This is a genomic window from Arthrobacter sp. efr-133-TYG-104, from assembly GCF_030208915.1.
Lineage (GTDB): Bacteria > Actinomycetota > Actinomycetes > Actinomycetales > Micrococcaceae > Arthrobacter.
On sequence record NZ_JARVTA010000010.1, the window covers coordinates 15938 to 36339 of the forward strand.

Consider the following 20402-nt stretch of genomic DNA (forward strand, 5'->3'; position numbering starts at 1 on the left):
TCTGCAGGCTTCGCGGGCTTCTATGGGTGCAAAGCGGGCCTCACAACGGGGGCTGCGGGCCGGTTTCGGGCGCCGCCCAGAACGGCAGTGGCCACCCCCAGAAGCAAAATCAGGCCGCCGCCGATTTCAGGCAATGACGGAACTTCGTTGAGGACGAGCCACGCGGCAGTCATCCCCACCACCGGAACCAGCAGCGTGAAAGGCACGACGTCGGAGCTCGGGTAGAGCGTCAGAAGACGATTCCAAATTCCATAACCCACCAACGAGGCGAAAACGGCCGTGTAGACGGCGCTGAGGATAGTCGCAGGCTGCAGATCGGACACAGTTGCCCATAACGTGTCCGGCCCGTCAACCATCAGCGACAGCCCAGCCAACGGAAGTGGCACTACGGCACCGGACCAGACCACCAGGCCCAGCCCGGAAGCTGCCTTGGTGCGGTGCGCGATCACGTTACCCACAGCCCAGGACAATGCGGCAGCCAACACGATCATCAGCGGCACCACGGGAGCCACCGCGCTCCGCCCCAGCGCCACCACGCCCAGCCCCGCAATGCCGAGAACCACGCCAATCATTTGCCTGCGGCCAGGCCGTTCGCCGAGGACACGCGCGGCAATGAGAACCGTAAAAAGCACCTGCGCCTGCAGCACCAAGGACGCAAGGCCGGCCGGCATGCCCAAAGCCATTCCCAGATACAACAGGCCAAATTGTCCGGCGCTCATGAAAAGCCCGACGCCGGCAATCGCCTTCCAGCCCACGTCGGGTTTCCTGACGAAAAAGATGAACGGGAAGACGACCAACAAGAAGCGCAGCGCAACGAACAACAGGGGCGGCACGTCATGGCCTTGCGGGTGCAGGCCAAGGTCGATGGCGACGAAGTTCGCGCCCCAGAGGACGGCGACTAGGACAGCGAGGAAAGAGTGGCGAATGGTCACGAGTCCACTCTGACGCGTTTGGCAATGAAGCACCAGCGTTGAATTCAGCATCGAACAATGTAGATTTGCTTCATGATCGATATCATGGCACTGCGCGCCCTTGTCGCCGTGGAGCAGCACGGTTCCGTAGTGGCCGCCTCGGAGGTGATGGGCTACAGCCCCTCGGCAGTATCGCAGCAAATCAAGAAGCTGGAGAAGCAAGCCGGAGTCGCCGTTTTGGAACGGAACGGCCGCGGCGTCCTGCTCACGGAGAAGGGCGTTGCGTTGGCCGGATATGGCCGTCGCATCATGGGGGAACTGGAGGAATTGCAGGCAACGCTGCTCGCAGATCCAGCCAAGCCCGCAGGCCTTCTGCGGCTCGTCGCCTTCTCGACTGCATGCCGGGGTCTCGTGGGGCCCGTGCTCGGACGTATCGCAGAATCACATCCGGACCTGGAAGTCACCGTGCTTGCCGAAGATCCCCGCGAGGCCGTCCAACGGGTAGCCTCTGGCGAAGCAGAGCTTGCCGTAGTGCACAACTGGAATTCCGTACCCTTGGTGATTCCGGAGAACCTGGTCCACGAGGACCTCTGCGTAGATCAGGCCGATGTCATCGTGAACACTGCGCACGCACTCGCCGGCCGAGCCGCCGTCGAGCCTGAAGACCTGCTGAACGAAACCTGGATCAGCACCCCTGCCGGTGCCATCTGCAATGAAGCGCTACTTTTGATTTTCGCTGGGCTTGGCCGTGTGCCTGACATTCGAATCTACGATCCGGACTTTTCCACCCATATCGCCATGGTGGAACAGGGCGTGGCCGTGGCGCTCGTTCCGCGACTTGGCCGGCCCACCCTGCCGTCCAACGTGGTCGCTGTTCCAGTGATCAACCCAGTCCAACAACGTTCCGTAGGCATCGTGTACAGGAAAACGATGGCACAGAGCCCGAATATCCGGCTGGCCATTGACCTGCTGCGGGGCTAGGGCCGTGGCACTTTGAAATGCGTCAGGCGAGCGTCTTGCCCGTCCAGTTCAGCCCATGGTTTCTCCGTTTCCATCACCGTCAGCGCGCTCGTGGGGTAGTGGGAAGCAGCATCCATGTAGGCGTCATGATCTGATTCCCGGGAGGCCAGATGCATGGCCAAGTCCTGCACGCCGGGCATGTGCGAGATCACCATCAGGGTGGTCACCGTCTCCGGAACGTGGTTGAGTACCGCCAACATACGGTTCGCGGAGGCTGAGTACAGGCCATCCTCGAGTTTTGGCGTCGGAGCCTTATCGCCCAGTTCGCTGCACACCCATGTGCACGTTTGTCGGGTTCTGAGCGCCGAAGAGCAGAGAATGAAGTCCGGGACAACGCCGTGCTTGAGCAACCACTTCCCGGCCAGGGGCGCTTCCCGGTGGCCGCGCTCCTCCAAAGGACGGTCATGGTCGGGCACCCCCGTGGGCCAGTCCGCCTTCGCATGGCGCATGATCACCAGGCGCTTGATGTGGTGGTCGCTCATCCTCCAACCCTATAACCGCGAAGGCACAAGCAACGCAGAAGCGCCCGCCCCTGCTGGGACGGGCGCTATCTCAGTGAAAAACTAGATGGAGTATTCCGGAGCAGCCCAGACAATGACTTCGGGGTGCTCATAGAACCGGTACCCCTGGCCGCGGACGGTGCGTACAGTGTTTGCCAAACGTCCCAGCTTGGAGCGGAGCCGGCGAATGTGAACGTCGATGGTGCGCTCGTTCGGCACCTCTTCGGCGTTGCGCCACAGGCCTTCGAGCAGTTCATCGCGCCCCACGGTGCGGGTGCCGTTTTCGACGAGGTAGTTAAGGAGTTCGAATTCCTTGAAGGTCAGATTCAGTGATTCGCCGTCCAAGTGCACTTCACGGCGGGCAAGGTCGATCAGCACGCCGGACGGGCGGGCCTCCTGCTGCTGAGCCGGGCGGGATGCCTCCGAGCGCTGCCGGGTGGCCACGGTTGGGTCACCGAACGTGGAACGGACGACGTCGAGGGCGGACCCGGGCGCGCCGGCCGGGGCAACAGCGACGGCGGCGTAGCTTTCGGCTCCCGACACGAGGGACTGGGCGTAGGCCCGAATTTCCTGGGCGAGCTTGGCAATGGATGTCCCCGCTGCAGCGGCAGTCTCCTCGTCAATACCCATGTAGAGGACAAAGCCGCGGGCCACGGTGTCGTTGGCAACCGGGCGCAGCCTGTCAGACTGGGCGATCACTGGAGTGGGGGCCGTCATGGGAGCAGGCTCGCTTGCCGGGACGGCGCGCAATTGTCCATACGAGTTGGGGTTGTAGCCCTGCGGAACGTAACCGGGGGCCTGCTGGCCCGAGCCCTGCGGGGCGGGAGCGTAGGCCGGGCGGTTACCAAAACCGGGGCGAAGCCCTGCGTTCGATGCAGCCTTGTTGGCGTTACGGACGGAGATGTGGACGTATCCAGATGCAACTGACATGGAGTGCTTACCTCAAAGTGAATAGCCGTCATCGCGGCTTCGAATGCTGGTTTGTCCCCGCACTGATTCTGGGGATGGCGCCCATCGCTGGGCTGGGGGGCGAATGCCTGAAACTTTTTGGGGTGGAAAGTTAGGCTTGCATTCGACAACAGCGGGTCTCGGCGCCAGCGGGTGCGCTGGGCCGGATTGCTGCGGCTGCAGGTGCTGTTGAGTTCTTGTTCACATTGGAAGTGTGCAACGTAACAAAGGCAACACGCAAGTAACAAAGCGTGAAACCGTCCACATTTTGAGACTCCGAGGTCTAGTGTGCTCTAAATCACCATTCAGTCAGACGGAAGATGAGCATCCTTACATTCGTCAGGTCGGCCGTCCAGGGCTTCTTTTTCGAACAGAATTCGGATCACTGGCCACCTTTGGCCATATCCATTCGCCCGCACCGGTTGAACGCGGAATCTCACGATCTGAAACAGATGCTGCCTAATCAACGTGGGAGGCCGGAGCGCATTTTTGTACGAGTGAGGGTCACTTGGGCTATGTTCGCCCGACCGAAGTCCTCGCTACTCCGCTGCTCGAGGCCCCAGGTCCGGGCCTTGCGATGCCTTGGCTTCAGGTGCCACTGAGCGAACCTAGCGGAGAGTTGAAAAGAGCGTCGGTAACTTATCTGCGCTGAGGACGAGCCAAACAGCAGTGCCAACCACAAAGTAGATGGCGTCGCGCCGACTCCAGCCCGCACGACGCCTACCGCACTCCTAAGAGGTTCCCTGCCCCGACGTCGTTCCTTGCCCCGACGTTTTGGCAGTGGTGAGCCTCAGCGCCGTGGCCGTGTAGGTGTCTCCGTTTTTGGTGGCTGTCACCCGGAGGGTGGAACCTACTGTGACGTCAGCCAGCGTCAGGGTGCTGGGGGTACCGCCACGTTGCCGCGTGGCCGAACCCACAGTGGTGCTCGAGTTGAGGACGTAGGCCTTGGTGTAGCCGTCGGCGCTTTTGACTGTCACGGAGGTGGCAGAGACGTCGGTGACGTCGCCAAGCTGGTCGGCCATGGTCACATAGGTGGATCCGTTGAGGATCACGTACTCCGAGTGGATGGATGCAACGAGGCCGCCTCCCAAGCCCGCGCCGTTCCCCCCGCGTAACCCCGATCCTCCCCCGGCTTGGCCAGGTCCGCCCGGGACTTGCCCTCCTCCTGGCTGACCGTTGAGTCCGGAATTCCCATTCTGGTTCTGTGCCACGTTTGCCGCGTCCGCCGATCCCGCTCCCCCGCCGAGGGTGTAGATCCCTGCTGCCGTTCCGGCAGCGACCACCACTGCCACGCCGGCAACCACAAGGATGCGCCGGGGAGTCCACGGCTTCGCGTCCTTACCGGACCCCGGGCGCTGGGAACCGTAGCGTTGGGGGCCCGACGGCGGCGCACCCCACCCAGCAGACGGCGCATTGGTCTGCTGCGGGAGCTGCTGCGTGGTATCTTGCGGCGCGCTCCACCCAGCCGACGGCGGCGCGCTCCACCCTGCGGACGGCGGGCTGTAAGGGGCGTTCTGGCTCTCTTCCTGGGGTGACCACGCCCATCCCGAGCCTGCGTTGGACGACCCGGCCGGCGCCGGGTTTGCCGGGCCCGGGTTAACCGGTGGCTGGTTTGCCGGACCCGGGTTAACCGGTGGCTGGTTCTGCTCGTTCATGGTGCTCTCCATCTAGCGTGTGATCAGGAACTACGCCTAGCATCGGACGCTTGGCTGTGCGGATCCTGTGTGGCACTGAAGGCTTCCCTGTGACCTGTGGATAAGAGTGCTTCGGGGTTCCCACCTCGCTAGTCTTGACCTCACAGCGTCCTCACAGGGCGGGCAAAGCGCGGGCAAACCCGCAGACTGGAGAGTAGTCCCATGGCCACACCGCACTCCATGACCAATAACCTCCCCCAGTTGTCCCATCCGGATGGTTCCCCCATCCGCGCCTTGGTAGTGGATGACGAGCCCAGCTTGGCCGAACTCATGAGCATGGGGCTTCGGATGGCCGGCTGGTCAGTGGCCGTCGCAGTGGACGGTCCGGACGCTGTGAAAACCGCCAAGGAATTTCGTCCGGATGTGCTGGTGTTGGATGTCATGCTTCCCGGATTCGACGGCGTCGAAGCCCTCGGTCGCATCCGTGCCTTCGCGCCTGAGGTGCCGGCGTTGTTCCTGACCGCGAAAGATGCGGTGCAGGACCGCATTGTCGGTTTGGCGGCCGGCGGCGACGATTACGTGACGAAGCCTTTCAGCATGGAAGAAGTTCTCCTGCGACTTCACCGACTGATCCAGCGTTCGGGGGTCGCGGCTATGGACACGGCAGAACTGGTGGTGGGAGACCTGCGGCTGAACGTTGACACCCGCGAGGTCACCCGCGGCGGCGAGGACATTCCGCTCACCGCAACGCAGTTCGACCTATTGCGTTACCTCATGGAAAATCCCAAAAGGGTGGTCAGTAAGGCACAGATCCTGGACAGGGTGTGGGACTACGATTTCGGCGGCCAAGCCAACATCGTGGAACTGTACATCTCCTACCTACGCAAGAAAATCGAAGCAAACCATCCTCCAATGATTCACACCGTGCGTGGCGCGGGGTACGTCATCAAGCCCGCGGACTAAGAATTGACCACACTCTCAGGAGTAGCCAAGACCACGCACCGTAGCTGGCTCAATCCATCGACCTGGCATTTGCGCACCCGCTTGGTCCTCGTAGCCATGGTCCTTTTGGTCGCCATTTGCGGTGCCGTGGGGCTGGTGAGCTACGCATCCATGGACCTGGTCTTCAATAAGCAGCTCGACATGCAACTGGCACAGGCCTCGGGCCGCGCGAACGTGTTCGGAAGGGCGCCGTCGAACTTTCCCTCGTCCGGAAGGCCTGACCCGCTGGAAGCACGTGGCCAAGGCGCAGGAACGCTCAACGCCCGTATCAGCGGAACCACGGTCAGCAGCTCCGGGCTCATCGATGCCGGCGGTAACCGGGTGGCGTTGTCCTCCACGGATCAGCAAGTACTCTTGTCACTGCCCCGCGGGAACCTGCCGGTGGACCGTTCCCTCTCCAACGGCGACTACCGCCTGGTCGCCGTCGAAACCCCGTACGGAGACGTGATCGTGACGGGCCTGCCGCTGGCTGATAAACAAAGCACAGAGGCCTCGCTGGTATGGACCATGGTCCTTGTGTCGTTGGGCGGCCTGGTTTTGATTGGCCTCGCAGGCACCGTGGTCATTCGACGGACCATGCGTCCACTCGAGCAACTGGCCGACGTCGCCACCAAAGTATCCCGCCTGCCGCTCGACGCCGGTGAGGTGGCACTGGGCGTACGGGTGCCGCCGTCGGCCGCGCATCCAGGGACGGAAGTGGGCAGCGTCGGCTATGCCCTGAATCAGATGCTGGACAACGTAGCGAACGCCTTGGAAGCCCGCCAGCAAAGCGAAACCAAGGTCCGCCAATTCGTCGCGGACGCTTCCCATGAACTGCGCACGCCGCTCACTGCCATCCGTGGCTACACGGAGCTGCTGCGGATGACGGAATCTTTCACCGATGATGGCCGCAAATCGCTGGCCCGCGTCCAAAGCCAGTCGGAGCGCATGACCACGCTGGTAGAGGATCTGCTGCTGCTGGCCCGCTTGGATGAGGGACAACCCCTGCATGTCACGGATGTGGACCTCACGCAGTTGGTCATTGAGACCGTCAACGACGAGAAAGTCATGGCACCGGACCATCACTGGCAACTGCGGCTTCCCGATGAACCGATCTCGGTCCGGGGCGATGCGACGCAGCTGCATCAGGTCATGGCCAATCTGCTATCGAACGCCCGCAAACATACCGATCAGGGCACCACTGTGGTGACCGGTGTATCGCTCTCGGCAGACGGCAGCGCCGTGGTCACCGTGACGGACAACGGCCCTGGCATACCCGAGGACTTTCAACGCCGCATCTTCTCGAGGTTTGCCCGTGCAGACGCTGCCAGGTCGGGGTCCGAAGGTACCTCGGGGCTGGGTCTGTCCATCGTCGAATCCATAGTCCAAGCACACGGGGGGAACGTGGAAGTGACATCCCGTCCGGGGCGGACGGAGTTCGCCTTGCGTCTTCCGTCAATGAACACCGGCTTGACGTAATGAAACGAGCAAGTCGACTCTCCGCATTCGTGATCTCTGTTACCTAAATGTGACTTTGAGCGAAGGGTCCTGTACCGTCGAAAGGGTGGGTCGCTCCAACTGGCCCACTTCCGGGATGCGCCGAGCTCTGCCACTTCCCGGAGTCCGTTCTTCTTTGAGGCAGAGACGGGGGACCCAGAGTCTCCGGGCCAGGCCTAGTGCCAGCCCTTGGGGTGAAACCGCAGCGTGATGCGCGGCCGGATGACCTCATCCGAACCCGACAGCTAACTCCGCAGGCGCTGAGAGGCAATCAAAACCATGTCTGAATTTAACGATCAGGCGCGCCCTTCCGCGCGTCACCGTGACGACAAGAGCACACCCCTGACCAAGTCGCAGTCCGTCCTAAAGAACGCTGCCCGCCGGGGTAAAAGCGGCTACCGCATGTCGGTAGTGGCCGGCGTTATCGCCGCAGGGCTGGGTGTTGCATCGCTGGGCCAGGCCGCGAATGCAGCGTTCACTCTTCCTGAAATGAGCAAGGCAGCGGAGACCCAGTCAACCGCACAGTCTGACAGCAAGGCTAAGGACGCTGTGGCACAGGCTGTAGCAAAGGCCGACGCCGCCAGGCAGGCCGCTGCAGACAAGGCAGCAGCTGACAAAGCTGCAGCCGATAAGGCAACAGCAGACAAAGCTGCAGCCGATCAAGCAGCAGCAGCGAAAGCCGCAGCGGACAAGGCAACTGCGGACCAAGCCGCTGCCGCACAAAAAGCTGCTGCGGATGCTGCCACGAAGCAGGCCGCTGACGCCGCTGACGCCCAGACTGCTGCTGCCGCGCAGGCTGCCGCCACCCCCGTGGCTGTGGACGATCCTGCCGGCGCCAAGGCCTATGCAGCAAGCGTTCTCTCCAGCTACGGCTGGGGCCAGGGCGAAATGACCGCCCTGAACGCACTGTGGGAAAAGGAATCAGGATGGCGGACCACTGCTACCAACGCTTCCAGCGGTGCCTACGGCATTGTCCAGTCCCTTCCCGCTTCCAAGATGGCTACTGCCGGTGCTGACTGGCAGACCAACTACCAAACCCAGATCAAGTGGGGGCTGGACTACATCAAGCAGCGTTACGGCTCCCCCTCGGCTGCCCTCGCGTTCCACTTGGCCAATAACTGGTACTAAACCACCAGGGCTAACCATCGCCGCACTGTCCCTGATTGCCGCACTGTCCCTGCATGTCCACTACAGCGTCCGCTGCAGTAGGCAATCGGGACGGTGCGGCAATTCCGGTTTCACAGTCACATCACAGCTTCCGCCTAAAGCACTCATACGAGGCTGCCCCACGCTGGATACATGACGCTCACAGATCCGGCAACTGGTGCACCACCAAGCCCACGCCAAGGCGGGGAACTGGCATCCTCCGCTGTGCCGCTGGCGCAAGCGCGGCGCTCTCCGGTTGATACCCACACTGCCGTTCCGGTCCTTGACGTGACAATCCCTGTCCACAACGAGGAAAGCGACGTGGAAGCCTGCCTCCGCAGGCTTCACGCGCACCTTGCGGAAACGTTCCCCCACAGCTTCCGTATCACCGTGGCCGATAACGCAAGCACGGACAACACCCTCCGGATCGCGGAAAGACTTGCTCGGGAAATCCCGGAAATCGTGGTGATGCGCTTCGAGGAAAAAGGCCGGGGAAACGCGCTGCGCCAAGTATGGATGGCTTCGGCCTCACCGGTCCTGGCCTACATGGACGTGGATCTCTCCACCGACCTGGCCGCCCTTGCCCCTCTCCTTGCGCCCCTCATCTCGGGCCACTCAGACCTCGCCATCGGCACCCGCCTTGCCCGCAACTCACGGGTGGTCCGCGGTCCCAAAAGGGAATTCGTCTCCCGCAGTTACAACATGCTGCTGCACACCGTGATGGGGGCCCGCTTCTCCGATGCGCAATGTGGCTTCAAAGCCATCCGCGCAGACGTTGCCCACCGGCTGCTCCCGCACACCCTGGACAACGCGTGGTTCTTCGACACCGAACTGCTGGTAGTAGCCGAGCGTTGCGGCCTCCGGGTCCATGAAGTCCCGGTCGACTGGACGGACGACCCCAACTCGAGTGTCGACGTCGTACGTACCGCTTTAGCCGACCTTCAAGGGATGGCGCGCCTCACGCGTGACCTGGTGACCGGGCGAATCCCGGTCCCCGAACTCCGCGCCGCATTGGCCCGCGGCCCGCTCCCCGCTTCCTCGCGAACTGCCGAGCTGACGCCAAAAAGCAGCCTCTTCGGCCAACTGGTCCGGTTTGGCGCGATCGGCGCCGCCTCCACGGTGGCGTATTTGGCAATTTTCCTCTTTTGCCGAGGTTTCATGGACCCGCAGCTCGCCAACTTCCTGGCGCTCCTGATCACAGCGATCGCCAACACGGCCGCTAACCGGCGCTTCACCTTCGGCATCCAAGGCGGCAACCCTGCCCGGCATCACTTTGAAGGCCTGATTGTCTTTGGCATCGGCCTGGCCCTCACCTCCGGGGCACTTGCCTTGGTGCACGGAACCACGACGCCGACCGCTTGGGTGGAGGTGGGCACCGTCGTGGCTGCCAACCTCCTCGCGACGGCCGCACGGTTCCTGTTGTTCCGCCTCTGGGTCTTCCGTAAGCCAACCACCGAATCAGTCGCCGAGGAGTCCGCATCATGAGCACCGCCCTGATTTCGCCGCAAGTCCAAGCCACTCCCGCTGAAACCGGCAGCGACCACACGCGGTGGGAGCGCATCGCCTTTGGCGGTCAGCCCCGTTGGGTCCGGCCGTCCGCCGCAGGCCTGCTCGTAGCGACCGCGTTCCTGTACCTGTGGAACCTCGCCGCCAGCGGCTACGGCAACTCGTTCTACGCCGCAGCGGTACAAGCCGGTACCAAAAACTGGACGTCGTTGCTTTTCGGTTCGCTCGACGCCGGCAATGCCATCACCGTGGACAAGCCGCCGGCGTCGTTGTGGATCCCGGCACTGGTGGGCCGCGTCTTTGGCTTTTCCCCCGCAAGCATGTTGGTACCGCAGGCACTCATGGGAGTTGCCGCCGTCGGCTTCCTTTATCTGGCCGTCAAACGTGTGACCGGCCCGGCAGCAGGGCTGATCGCAGGAGCCGCCTTGGCGCTGACACCGGTTGCAGCACTGATGTTCCGGTTCAACAACCCCGACGCCATGCTCACCCTTTGCTTGGTTCTGGCGGCATACCTGACCACCCGGGCGATCGAAAAGGCCGGCTGGAAGTGGCTCGCAGCCGCTGGCGCCGTCATCGGTTTGGCGTTCCTGAGCAAGATGCTGCAGGGCTTCTTGATCGTTCCGGGCCTTGCTCTGGCGTACCTCTGGGCCGCTCCTACCACCCTGCGGAACAGAATCCTGGACTTACTCGGCGCAGCGGGCGGAATCGTGGTGGTCGCAGGGGCCTACATCGCACTCTTCCAACTGACTCCAGCCTCCGCGCGGCCGTATATGGCGGGCTCGGAAACCAACAGCTTCCTGGAGCTCACGTTTGGCTACAACGGCCTGGGCAGGATCACCGGCTCGGGCGACGGCGGCGCAGGCGGCGGTGCGCCGGGCGGTGGTTTCGGCGCGGGCGCTGGTTTCGGCGCGGGCGCTGGCGGCGGGGGGAACACCGGTTTCGGTGGAGTTGCCGGCATCGGCCGCATGTTCGGCACGAGCTTTGGCGGCGAAGTCTCCTGGCTCCTGCCTGCTGCCCTGATCTTGCTGGCGGCTGGGTTTTGGTTCACCCGCCGCGAGCACAGGACGTCCCGCAGCAGGGCTGCGCTGCTGATGTGGGGCGGTTGGATGCTGGTGACTGCAGGGATTTTCAGCTTCATGACAGGCATCATCCATCCGTACTATGCAGTGGCCCTGGCTCCAGCCATCGCCGCACTGATCGGCATAGGCAGCGTTGAACTCTGGCGTGGACGCTCCTTCTGGGCGGCACGGATAACGCTGTCCGTGGTTGTCTTGGGCAGCGCCCTGTGGTCCGCAGTGCTGCTGGGTCGCGACGCTTCCTGGATGCCATGGCTGAGGGTTGCGGTGGTGGTGCTGGGCGTCCTCGCTGCCGCGGGGCTCCTGCTCCGGGTGGATACGATGCGGCTGCACCGTGGAACCAACCGTTGGGCGCAACGGGCTCCGGCAGCCGCCGTCGTTATCATCTCGCTCCTGGCGGGCGGCCTGGGCACTACCGCCTGGACTCTTGCTACCGCCGCAACACCGCACACGGGCTCAATCCCGATGTCCGGACCCTCCGGCGCCCAAAACGGCGCCTTCGGTGGCCGCGCCGGATTTGGGGGCATCGCCCGGGATGGTTTGGGCGACGCCGCCGGTTTCCCCGGCGGCCAGGCCGGTCCGGGTGGCGAAGGCACCGCCAACGCGGATCTGGCAACACTCTTGAAGTCCACCAACACCAAATGGTCGGCGATCGTTTCAGGAGCCAGCCAGGCAGCGAGCTTGGAACTGGCATCGGACACCAGCGTGATCGCACTGGGTGGTTGGAATGGCGGCGACCCCTATCCCACATTGGCCGAATTCCAGGACATGGTGAACAAAGGCCAAATCAGTTACTTCATCTCCGGCGGTGGCGCCGGTGGTGGTGGGGGCTTTGGCGGCCGCGGTGGCAACTCCGAGGTCGCGGCTTGGGTGGCGGCGAACTACACCGCCCAAACTGTTGGCAACTCCACGGTTTACAAGTTGATGGGCTAACCGTGACAGCTTCCACCGCCCTGGGAACGGAACACTCCACTAATCCAGGCAGGTTCGGTCAAGGATCCTTGCGGCAGCGGCTGGAGTTGGCCGCGATGCTGGTGGGCACCGCACTTCTCTACTTGTGGGGATTGGGAGCCTCGGGCTGGGCAAATGCCTTCTACTCGGCCGCTGCCCAAGCCGGCGCCCAGAACTGGACCGCCTGGTTCTTCGGCTCATCCGATGCTGCAAACTCCATCACCGTAGACAAGCCACCCGCCGCGCTCTGGGTGACAGGGCTGTCCGTTCGGCTGTTCGGGCTCAACTCGTGGAGCATCCTGGTACCTCAAGCGCTCATGGGGGTCGCCACAGCGTGGATCCTCTATTTGGCAGTCCGACGGGCCGCTTTTCCAGCCACGGGCAGTGACCGTTTGGCCCACCGTGCCGGCCTGTTGGCTGCTGCGGTCCTGGCGCTGACTCCGGTAGCCACGCTCATGTTCCGCTTCAACAATCCCGACGCCTTGCTGGTGCTCCTCATGACCGCAGCCGCATACGGCGTACTGAGGGCTATCCAGGAGCAGCGGATGCGCTGGCTCGTGCTGGCAGGTGTCTTCTTGGGATTGGGGTTCCTGACGAAACAACTGCAAGTCCTCTTGGTTGTCCCAGGCTTTGCGTTCGCTTACCTCATCGCAGCCCAACCCAAAGTGGGCAAACGTGTGCTGCACCTGCTTGCCGCGGGCGGTGCCATGGCGGTATCGGCTGGTTGGTGGCTTGCCGCCGTCGAGCTTGTACCGGCCCAGCTACGGCCCTACATAGGCGGGTCGCAGGATAACTCGATCATGGATTTGACCTTCGGTTACAACGGATTCGGCCGCCTGAACGGCGACGAGACCGGCAGCGTCGGCGGCGGTAACGGTTGGGGCCAACCAGGGCTGTTCCGCATGTTCGGGGCAGAGTTCGGCGGTCAGATCGCTTGGCTGATTCCGTCGGCCCTGATCCTCGGCGGGGCCCTCCTTTGGCTCGGTCGCAGGGCGCCCCGCACGGATGTCGTCCGCGCTTCGGTGCTGGTGTGGGGTTCTTGGTTGCTGGTGACGGGATTGGTCTTTAGTTTCATGGCGGGGATCATCCACCCCTATTACGCGGTGGCGCTGGCACCTGGAATCGCCGGGCTGACCGGTTTGGGTGGTGTCCTCCTCTGGCAGCGCCGATCCCAGGTGTCCACCGCAGCGGTTCTGGCCCTGGCCGTAGTGGCCGCCGGGCTGACGGCAAACTCCGTTCTGGCCAGCGCCCCGACTTTCCTGCCCTGGCTGCGCTGGATGATTCTGCTTGGATCAATCGCTGCCGGGGCGGCCTTGCTTGTCCCGGGCGGCTGGAGCTCGGTGCTGGTGACCCGCACGACGGCGGGGCTCGCCATCGCAGCATCCCTCACCGGGCCATTCGCCTATTCTGTAGCCACAGCCTCCGTTCCGCATACCGGCGCGATCGTGAGCGCCGGTCCTGCAGTCACTGCTGGATTCGGTCCGGGATTCGGCGGTAATCGGCCCCCGCGAGGGATCACAAGGCCCAACGCAGCGCTTGGCGGGACCGGAGCGGGCCCAGCTGCTGGTCCTGGTGGAGGCATGGGCGGGCTGCTCGACACGGCGACGCCGTCGTCCGACGTGGTGGCTGCCCTCCAAACCGACGCCGGCAGCTATACCTGGGCCGCCGCCGTCGTGGGTTCCAACAACGCGGCCGGCTACCAACTGGCGACGGGCCTGCCGGTGATGGCCGTGGGCGGCTTCAACGGCACTGATCCGTCTCCCACGCTCGCCCAATTCCAGCAAGATGTGACGGATGGAAAGATCCATTACTTCATCGCCAGCCAGATGATGCGCGGTGATAGCGGATCCGATACCGCGACACAGATCGCTGCTTGGGTGGCGGCAAACTACCAGGCCCAGACGATCGGCAACACCACGGTGTACAGCCTCCACGGCTGAGAACGGCTGAGGGCTGCTCAGCCCAGCGCGAGGCTGAGCAGGTGGCCGCCGTCGTCGTGGGTTTGGGCAGTGACCGTCACTGCCCGATAGTCCGGAATGCGCCACATTCCTTCTTCAAGCTCGACGCCGGCCCCGCCCACCACCACCGTCCGCATTCCGGCGGCACGCGCGGCAGCGATACCCGCAGGGGCGTCCTCGAAAACCACGACGTCGGCCGGCCGCACTCCCAGCAATGCTGCGGCTTTCAGGTACCCTTCGGGATGCGGTTTGCCTCGAGTAACCGCCTCCGCTGTAACGGCTGTCGCTGGCATGGCCAGTCCCGCTGCCCTCATGCGGATCTCGGCCAGAACAAGGTCCGCCGACGTAACCAGTGCCACTGCCTCCGGTGGAAGCGCCGAAAGCAGCGCAGCGGCACCAGGCAGCGCCACAACCCCATCAATTCGACTCCGCTCCATCTCCCCTAGCTCGGCAGTCAACGCGACTACGTCCGCGCCGGCCGGTGCGTAACGGCGCACGGTATCCCCCGCTTGGACGCCATGGGAAGTTCGCAAGATGTCCTCGAAGTCCAAACCGTAGCGGTCAGCGAACTCGGACCAGACCTGCTCCACGATGGCAGTTGAATCAACCAGCGTGCCGTCCATATCGAAGAGGACTGCGCGGGCGGTCAGTTGTGGCGACGCGGCAGGTACGGCGTTTGCGGCGGGAAGGCTCATGCTTCCATCCTGCCGCACGTCAACCCGCCGCGGTCAACCCTTAGCCATTGGGCCGCTGTGGCAGGTACTGGACGGCCCACTTATTGCCGTCCGGATCGGCGAAGTAGACAAAGTGGCCCCACTCCTGGACGTCGATATCACTCACGTCCACGCCGTTGGCTTTGAGCTGCTGATGTGCCTCGTTGATGTCACTGACCACCATTTGTAGCGACGGCGCGGTCCCCGGAGGGGCATCATTGAGTCCCTCGCCGATGCAGATGGAACATGCCGAGCCCGGCGGGGTGAGCTGCACGAAGCGGATACTGTCCGAGGGACGGGCATCGTAGTCAGCGTTGAAACCGACTTTGTTGACGTAGAAGTCCTTGGCGTGATCGACGTCGGACACAGGGACAAACACCAGTTCAAGTTTCCAGTCCATGGGCTCAGGCTAGCTGCGTGGACCTTGGACGGGTAGAGGAGCGGCGTCGAAACCCGGAAGTTAGCCTGCCACGCCGTAGAGGCGATCGCCGGCGTCGCCCAAGCCCGGAACGATGTACGACTTCTCGTTGAGCTTTTCGTCAATGGAAGCCAGGACAATGTTCACGTTGGCATCTGCCAGCTCTTCTTCCAGCTTGGCCAAGCCCTCCGGAGCGGCCAACAGGCAGATGCAGGTGACGTCCGAGGCACCGCGCTTGAACAGGAACTTGATGGCCTCGCGCAGAGTGCCGCCGGTGGCAAGCATGGGATCCAGCACGAAGATCTGCCGGCCCGTGAGGTCCTCGGGCAGGCGCTCGGCGTAGGTGATGATGTCCAGTGTTTCTTCGTCCCGGGCCATACCCAGGAAGCCAACCTCAGCGGTGGGGACCAGTTTGGTCATGCCTTCGAGCATGCCCAAACCGGCGCGCAGGATGGGCACCACCAGCGGAGTGGGTTTGGTGAACGCGGTGCCGATGGTCTTGGTGACAGGTGTCTCGATCTCGACCGGCTGCGTCTTGACCTCTCGCGTGGCTTCGTAGGCCAGGAGGGTGACGAGTTCTTCGGTGAGCTGCCGGAAGACCGGTGAAGGGGTGTTCTTATCCCGCAGTACGGTGAGCTTGTGGGCGACCAGCGGGTGGTCCACGACGAATGTGCGCATCCCCCAAAACTATCATTGAGCTATGAGCCCCACCGAGCCGTATCACGCAGACCACCTGGCGTGGATGGGCCTCGCCCTGGACCAAGCCCGCTTGGCGTTGACCACGGCGGACGTGCCCATTGGTGCAGTGGTGTTGGGACCCGACGGCGTCGTGCTGGGTTCGGGGCGCAACGAACGCGAGGCGCAAGGCGACCCGACGGCCCATGCCGAGGTGGTCGCGATCCGGCAAGCAGCCGCCGTGTTGCAGCAGCGCGCGCTCGACGCCGGCGGCCACGGCGACGGCTGGCGGCTTGAAGACTGCACCCTTGTGGTCACCCTTGAGCCGTGCGCGATGTGCGCCGGGGCGATTATCCTGGCCCGCATCCCGCGCGTGGTGTTCGGGGCATGGGACGAGAAAGCCGGGGCTGTGGGGTCAGTGTTCGACATCCTCCGCGAGCGCCGCCTCAATCACTGGGTGGAAGTTTATGCCGGGGTCCGCGAGGAAGAATGTTCTGCGCTGCTCCGGGAGTTCTTTGCTTCACATCGACTGCTTGGCAGCGGCGTCCAACGCGTCAATCCGCCGCTGGCGTGAAGCCGGCGAGTCGAGGCTGAAGGACCGGAAGTCACCGAGTTGCTGCCCGATCCACTGCTCCACCTCACCTATCCGTTCCTTCACCGCGGCCGTAGGAGCAGCGAATGTCCAAGCTGCGATCCGTTCCGCACCGGGATCGTATTGCCAGAGCCCGATGATCCGGCCACGGTCAAAGATGGGGTGGTCCGGGAGGTCGGCTTGGAGCGCGAGCGTGGAACCGAGCACGTCCTTGCCCTTGTCCTCGTCCGCAAACATGTCCGCCGAGTTCCTCCGCAGGAGCACCAACGAATCTGTCCCCGCCAGCAGTTGGATCTGCTCATCTTGGAGCTGTTCGAAAGCGGCCAACTGTTCGAGGTCGTCCGCCAGCATCCACAGCACGTCACCGTTCGCGGTTGGCACTTCCACAGCGCCGACGGCGGTCAACCCGGCTTTGCTCTGGGCGACGGTGAAGGCCGTGAACCACTGGCTCTGTTTCAGCGTCGCTCCCCCGGTCCAGCCCAGGTAGCGCTTCATCAGCAGGCGGCGAGCGTCGTCGTCGTCGAGGTGGCTCGGCGACAAGCCCCATGAGGTGTAGGCATAACGTTGCTGGTCGAGGCGGCCGTTGACCGGGACGCGGCGGATGCGGCCGTCTGCCTGAAGCAGCCCGAGGGCGGTGGGCAGCGTGGTGGAGGCGCCCTTCTTCTTGCCCTCCTCGCCGAGATTGCGGACTGAGTCCCCCAGCACGTCCCGCAGTTGTTTGGGGTCCATGGGCTCACCGGACTCTTTGAGCGCATGCTCCACTTGGTCCTCGAGGAGGGTGATCTCGCAGCGGTCCACGCCGAGCCTGGCCAAGACTTTGAAAGTGGCGTTTGCGGCGTCCGCGCCAAGCTGCAGGCCCCATGCAAAGTCGCGGTGTGGCAGGACGTAGGTGCAGCCGCGGGCGGTGGGGAGTTCGTGGACCTTGAGTGCCTGTACATCCCGGTCCACCTGCTCGCGGCTTATGCCTGCCCGAGCATAGAGCGTCAGGTAAGGGTTGGCGCCGCCCACGGATCGGGCCCAGCCGGCGTGGCCCAGGACGTCCTCGGAAGTCTTGCCTTCCAATGAACCGTCCAGGCCTTGTTTGTGCCATGCCCACGCGCGGAGGCGGTCCGGGGTGAGGGTTTCTGCGGCTGGAATGCTGGTGGTCATGGCCCTATTGTGCACCTTGGGTCAGCTTCTGCAGCTTGCGTCACCTCGCGAGCGCCATGACAGCTTTGGCGACGACGGCGGCAGTTGCGTCCCAGCCCTGGAGTTCCTGCCGGGCGGTGCGCGCTGCGTTTCGCCAGTCTTGTTGGAGGGATGAATCCGTGAGCCAAGCCCTGATGGCAGTGGCGAGGGCCTTTTCGCCGCTGAGATCGAGAGCAGCACCGGCCTCCGTGGTGCCGAGCGCTTCGACCGCACCGGTCCCTTGACGGACCAGCACCGGAACTCCGTGCGCCAAGGACTCGGTGACCACCATGCCGTAGGCCTCCGACTGCGAGATCAAAAGGCTGAGGTTCGCTCGGTGCCATTGCTCTTCCAACGGTTCGCCGCTTAGCTCGCCGGTGATGGTCACGCGGTCCTGCAGTCCGTAATGCCCGACGGCGGCCGCCACCTCTGCCGCGTACGCCGGGTCCGCATCCAGTGAGCCGACCAAGGCCGCAGTCCACGGTAGGTCCTGGAGTTCGCCCAGAGCTTGAACGATGTCCCTTTGGCGCTTGTTGGGCAGCAACGCAGCGACGGCGAGGAGGTGCGGAGGTTCAGATCCGGCCGAGATATCGGCGCTGTCTGCACCCGGTTTGGCGACCTCTATGTGAAGCGGGCCGTGCTTGGCACGTAGCTCAGCGGCTGCATGCTCGCTGGGGCAAATGATGCCAGTGGCGGCAGCAAGCGCCTTTGCTTCGAGTCCGTGGTGGTCTGCCAACGCCATGTGCGAGAGGATCCACACGTTGGTTCCGGCTTTCGCTGCGCGGGCGATCTCCTCCGGCGCGCCGCTGGCGACCAAGCCATCGGCAATGACTGTGGGTCCGCCGTCGTCGAGCAAGTCTGCCAACCGGCGCCGATCCGCTACGCTGCCCACCGGCCAATCGCCGTCGACCGTCACGGTTTGCACGTCCTCCCCCAATGCGGCGAGGTGCTCGGCGAGCTTGGCGTTGTACTTGTTCCCGCCGGAACCGTGCCGCACGTTTCCCGGGACGATCAGGCGAATGCCCACTTACTGGCCTTGGAGCTCCAGCGAATAACCCGCCCAAGCGTCGGGGTTTTCGCGGAGCACCACGTCGATGCCCGTGAGCGCCGGGCCGTCTGCCGTGTCTTGGATGCGGGCAGCCATGGCGTCTGCGATGTGCTTGGCGAGTGCCTCGGTGGTGGAAAGTTTCCCCTTGAAGGCGGGGTGTTCATCGAGGTTCTTGTAGTTCAGGTCCCCGAGCACTTCCTCAAGGAAGCCGCTCGCAGCGCCGATGTCCAGGACTATTGCGTCGTCGTTGAGATCCGGACGGCGGAAGGTGACTTCGGCAACGAAGGTGGCCCCGTGCAGGCCCTGCGCCGGGCCAAAAGCCTCGCGGGGCAGGCTGTGGGCGATCATGAAATGACGTCGGACGGTCAGGCTAAACATGTACTAATCCTCCGGGTTTGGATACGCAACCACATGGCAAAAGCCGCCGGGCTGTTCGAACAACTTAACGAGTGTGGTGGGCAGGTTCTGGAATTGGCATTCGCTGGTCAGGAACGTGTCGAAGACCGGATCCTGGAGTTGGCTTGCCGCCAGTTGCAGTCGTTGGGCGTTGGTCCTCCGATGCCGTCTCGGAAGCGCGACCGCCCCAACCTGGCTGGAGCGGATGTTCAGCCGGCGGGCGTGGAAGTCTTCGCCTAGGGGCAGCGTGACTTCCTTGTCCGCGAACCAGGAAAGCTCGATCACGTCCGAATCATCGCCGGCAAGCTGCAGGCTCAGTTTGAGGCCCTCGTTGGACGCCGAACAATGGAAAACGATGTCGCAGTCCGCCTTGGCGTCCTCCGTGCTTGCAAACTCAATGCCGAGCTTTTCCGCGAGCTTTCTCTTCTCCGGATCGGCCTCCACCAGCTGGAGCCGTCCGAGTGGATACTTCCGCAGGAGCGTCGCCAAGACGCCGCCCACCAAGCCACCTCCGACGACGGCGACCCGATCTCCCAGCTTCGGCCCGGCTTCCCAGAGTGCATTGATGGCAACTTCCACGATGCCGGTCAGGACGGCACGGCGGGCAGGAACGTCCTCGGGAACGGCGGTGAGCTGGTTGGCGGGGATGACGTAGAAATCCTGGTGCGGGTGGAGGCTGAAAACCGTCTTGCCGATCCACTCCTGCGGGCCTTGCTCAACTACGCCGACATTCAGGTAGCCGTACTTCACCGGGCCCGGGAACTCGCCCTCCTGGTGCGGGGCTTGCATTCTTTCTGCCACGCGTTCGGGGACGCGTCCTTCGTGGACCACCCGCTCCGTGCCGCGGCTGACGCCCGAGTACAGGGTGCGGATAAGGGCCTCTCCGGGGCCGGGAGTGGGCATGGACTCACCGCGCAGCTCGCCGGCCCCGGACTCTGTGACCCAGTAGGCCTGGGCTTCGCCGGGCAGGCGGATGTGGTGCTTGCCTTGGGGGGCTGGGGGCTGTTTGTCGTACTGCTGGGAGATCGTCATGATACTTATGAATCTATCGCTGGGGCGCTTCAGACGGAAGTTGACGCCGTTGGACCGACGAGGGCGTTTTGGGGAACACGACCTAACTCCGGTACCCTATTTCAGTTGGTGACGTGTCCGAGCGGCCGAAGGTGCAACACTCGAAATGTTGTTTGGTGTAAAAGCCAACGTGGGTTCAAATCCCACCGTCACCGCCAACGAAAACCCCCGGGAAACCGGGGGTTTTCTGCATT

At 63.6% G+C, this 20402-nt stretch carries 19 protein-coding genes, 1 tRNA gene and 1 riboswitch; of the genes, 9 read left to right on the forward strand and 11 right to left on the reverse strand.

Annotated elements, in window-relative coordinates:
* Positions 1–20 precede the first annotated feature (20 nt).
* Positions 21–932, reverse strand: coding sequence for an EamA family transporter (locus QRN04_RS08805; protein WP_284975643.1), 912 nt, complete (start codon positions 930–932; stop codon positions 21–23).
* Between the two features lie 72 nt (positions 933–1004).
* On the opposite strand from QRN04_RS08805, the gene QRN04_RS08810 reads away from it, so the two are divergent.
* Positions 1005–1892, forward strand: coding sequence for a LysR family transcriptional regulator (locus QRN04_RS08810; RefSeq protein ID WP_284975644.1), 888 nt, complete (start codon positions 1005–1007; stop codon positions 1890–1892).
* On the opposite strand, the gene QRN04_RS08815 is transcribed toward QRN04_RS08810, so the two are convergent.
* The 3 genes from QRN04_RS08815 to QRN04_RS08825 form a co-directional block, all read right to left on the reverse strand.
* Positions 1889–2413, reverse strand: a complete 525-nt coding sequence (locus tag QRN04_RS08815; RefSeq protein ID WP_284975645.1) for a SixA phosphatase family protein — start codon at positions 2411–2413, stop codon at positions 1889–1891. The two genes, QRN04_RS08810 and QRN04_RS08815, sit on opposite strands and share 4 nt — an antisense overlap.
* A gap of 81 nt (positions 2414–2494) precedes the next feature.
* Positions 2495–3361 carry a winged helix-turn-helix domain-containing protein gene (locus QRN04_RS08820; protein ID WP_284975646.1) on the reverse strand — a complete coding sequence of 289 codons (867 nt, stop codon included), beginning with the start codon at positions 3359–3361 and terminating at the stop codon, positions 2495–2497.
* A 749-nt stretch (positions 3362–4110) separates the two neighbouring features.
* On the reverse strand, positions 4111–5034 hold the full coding sequence (locus QRN04_RS08825) for a hypothetical protein (RefSeq protein WP_284975647.1): 924 nt from the start codon (positions 5032–5034) through the stop codon (positions 4111–4113).
* A gap of 201 nt (positions 5035–5235) precedes the next feature.
* Between QRN04_RS08825 and QRN04_RS08830 the strand changes: the two genes are divergently transcribed.
* The 6 genes from QRN04_RS08830 to QRN04_RS08855 all read left to right on the forward strand — a co-directional run bounded on the left by QRN04_RS08830 (position 5236) and on the right by QRN04_RS08855 (position 14110).
* Positions 5236–5976, forward strand: coding sequence for a response regulator transcription factor (locus QRN04_RS08830; RefSeq protein WP_284975648.1), 741 nt, complete (start codon positions 5236–5238; stop codon positions 5974–5976).
* A gap of 3 nt (positions 5977–5979) precedes the next feature.
* Complete coding sequence (locus QRN04_RS08835) at positions 5980–7473, forward strand: HAMP domain-containing sensor histidine kinase (protein ID WP_284975649.1); 1494 nt, start codon at positions 5980–5982, stop codon at positions 7471–7473.
* Positions 7474–7605: 132 nt separating this feature from the next.
* A riboswitch (cyclic di-AMP (ydaO/yuaA leader) is annotated at positions 7606–7763 on the forward strand.
* A gap of 7 nt (positions 7764–7770) precedes the next feature.
* Positions 7771–8619, forward strand: coding sequence for an aggregation-promoting factor C-terminal-like domain-containing protein (locus QRN04_RS08840; RefSeq protein ID WP_284975650.1), 849 nt, complete (start codon positions 7771–7773; stop codon positions 8617–8619).
* 171 nt (positions 8620–8790) lie between these two features.
* The gene (locus QRN04_RS08845) at positions 8791–10122 is read left to right on the forward strand and encodes a glycosyltransferase (protein ID WP_284975651.1); all 1332 of its coding nucleotides are present in this window, start codon (positions 8791–8793) and stop codon (positions 10120–10122) included.
* Entirely contained in the window at positions 10119–12152 is a 2034-nt protein-coding gene (locus tag QRN04_RS08850) for a glycosyltransferase family 39 protein (RefSeq protein WP_284975652.1), read from the forward strand. Before QRN04_RS08845 ends, QRN04_RS08850 begins: the two co-directional genes overlap by 4 nt.
* 2 nt (positions 12153–12154) lie before the next feature.
* Positions 12155–14110, forward strand: coding sequence for an ArnT family glycosyltransferase (locus tag QRN04_RS08855; protein WP_284975653.1), 1956 nt, complete (start codon positions 12155–12157; stop codon positions 14108–14110).
* Between the two features lie 17 nt (positions 14111–14127).
* Here the strand turns inward: QRN04_RS08855 and QRN04_RS08860 are convergent, their stop codons facing one another.
* From QRN04_RS08860 to upp, 3 genes are read right to left on the reverse strand one after another with little or no spacing between them, the layout of a single operon-like run.
* Positions 14128–14823, reverse strand: a complete 696-nt coding sequence (locus QRN04_RS08860; RefSeq protein ID WP_284975654.1) for an HAD-IA family hydrolase — start codon at positions 14821–14823, stop codon at positions 14128–14130.
* A 40-nt stretch (positions 14824–14863) separates the two neighbouring features.
* Positions 14864–15241: a glyoxalase superfamily protein gene (locus QRN04_RS08865; RefSeq protein WP_284975655.1), complete on the reverse strand. Its 378-nt coding sequence runs from the start codon at positions 15239–15241 to the stop codon at positions 14864–14866.
* 60 nt (positions 15242–15301) lie between these two features.
* Positions 15302–15937, reverse strand: a complete 636-nt coding sequence (upp, locus tag QRN04_RS08870; protein WP_284975656.1) for a uracil phosphoribosyltransferase — start codon at positions 15935–15937, stop codon at positions 15302–15304.
* A 22-nt stretch (positions 15938–15959) separates the two neighbouring features.
* Between upp and QRN04_RS08875 the strand changes: the two genes are divergently transcribed.
* A complete protein-coding gene (locus QRN04_RS08875) occupies positions 15960–16508 on the forward strand; it encodes a nucleoside deaminase (protein WP_284975657.1) in 549 nt (182 codons plus the stop codon).
* On the opposite strand, the gene QRN04_RS08880 is transcribed toward QRN04_RS08875, so the two are convergent.
* From QRN04_RS08880 to QRN04_RS08895, 4 genes are read right to left on the reverse strand one after another with little or no spacing between them, the layout of a single operon-like run.
* Positions 16455–17675, reverse strand: coding sequence for a DNA glycosylase AlkZ-like family protein (locus QRN04_RS08880; protein ID WP_284975658.1), 1221 nt, complete (start codon positions 17673–17675; stop codon positions 16455–16457). The genes QRN04_RS08875 and QRN04_RS08880 overlap by 54 nt on opposite strands.
* Positions 17676–17715: 40 nt before the next feature.
* On the reverse strand, positions 17716–18720 hold the full coding sequence (locus QRN04_RS08885) for a glycosyltransferase family 4 protein (RefSeq protein ID WP_284975659.1): 1005 nt from the start codon (positions 18718–18720) through the stop codon (positions 17716–17718).
* The gene (locus tag QRN04_RS08890) at positions 18721–19119 is read right to left on the reverse strand and encodes a 6-pyruvoyl trahydropterin synthase family protein (protein WP_284975660.1); all 399 of its coding nucleotides are present in this window, start codon (positions 19117–19119) and stop codon (positions 18721–18723) included.
* A 3-nt stretch (positions 19120–19122) separates the two neighbouring features.
* Complete coding sequence (locus tag QRN04_RS08895; protein ID WP_284975661.1) at positions 19123–20169, reverse strand: zinc-dependent alcohol dehydrogenase; 1047 nt, start codon at positions 20167–20169, stop codon at positions 19123–19125.
* A gap of 107 nt (positions 20170–20276) precedes the next feature.
* On the opposite strand from QRN04_RS08895, the gene QRN04_RS08900 reads away from it, so the two are divergent.
* Positions 20277–20366 (forward strand) — tRNA-Ser (locus QRN04_RS08900).
* Positions 20367–20402: the final 36 nt, after the last annotated feature.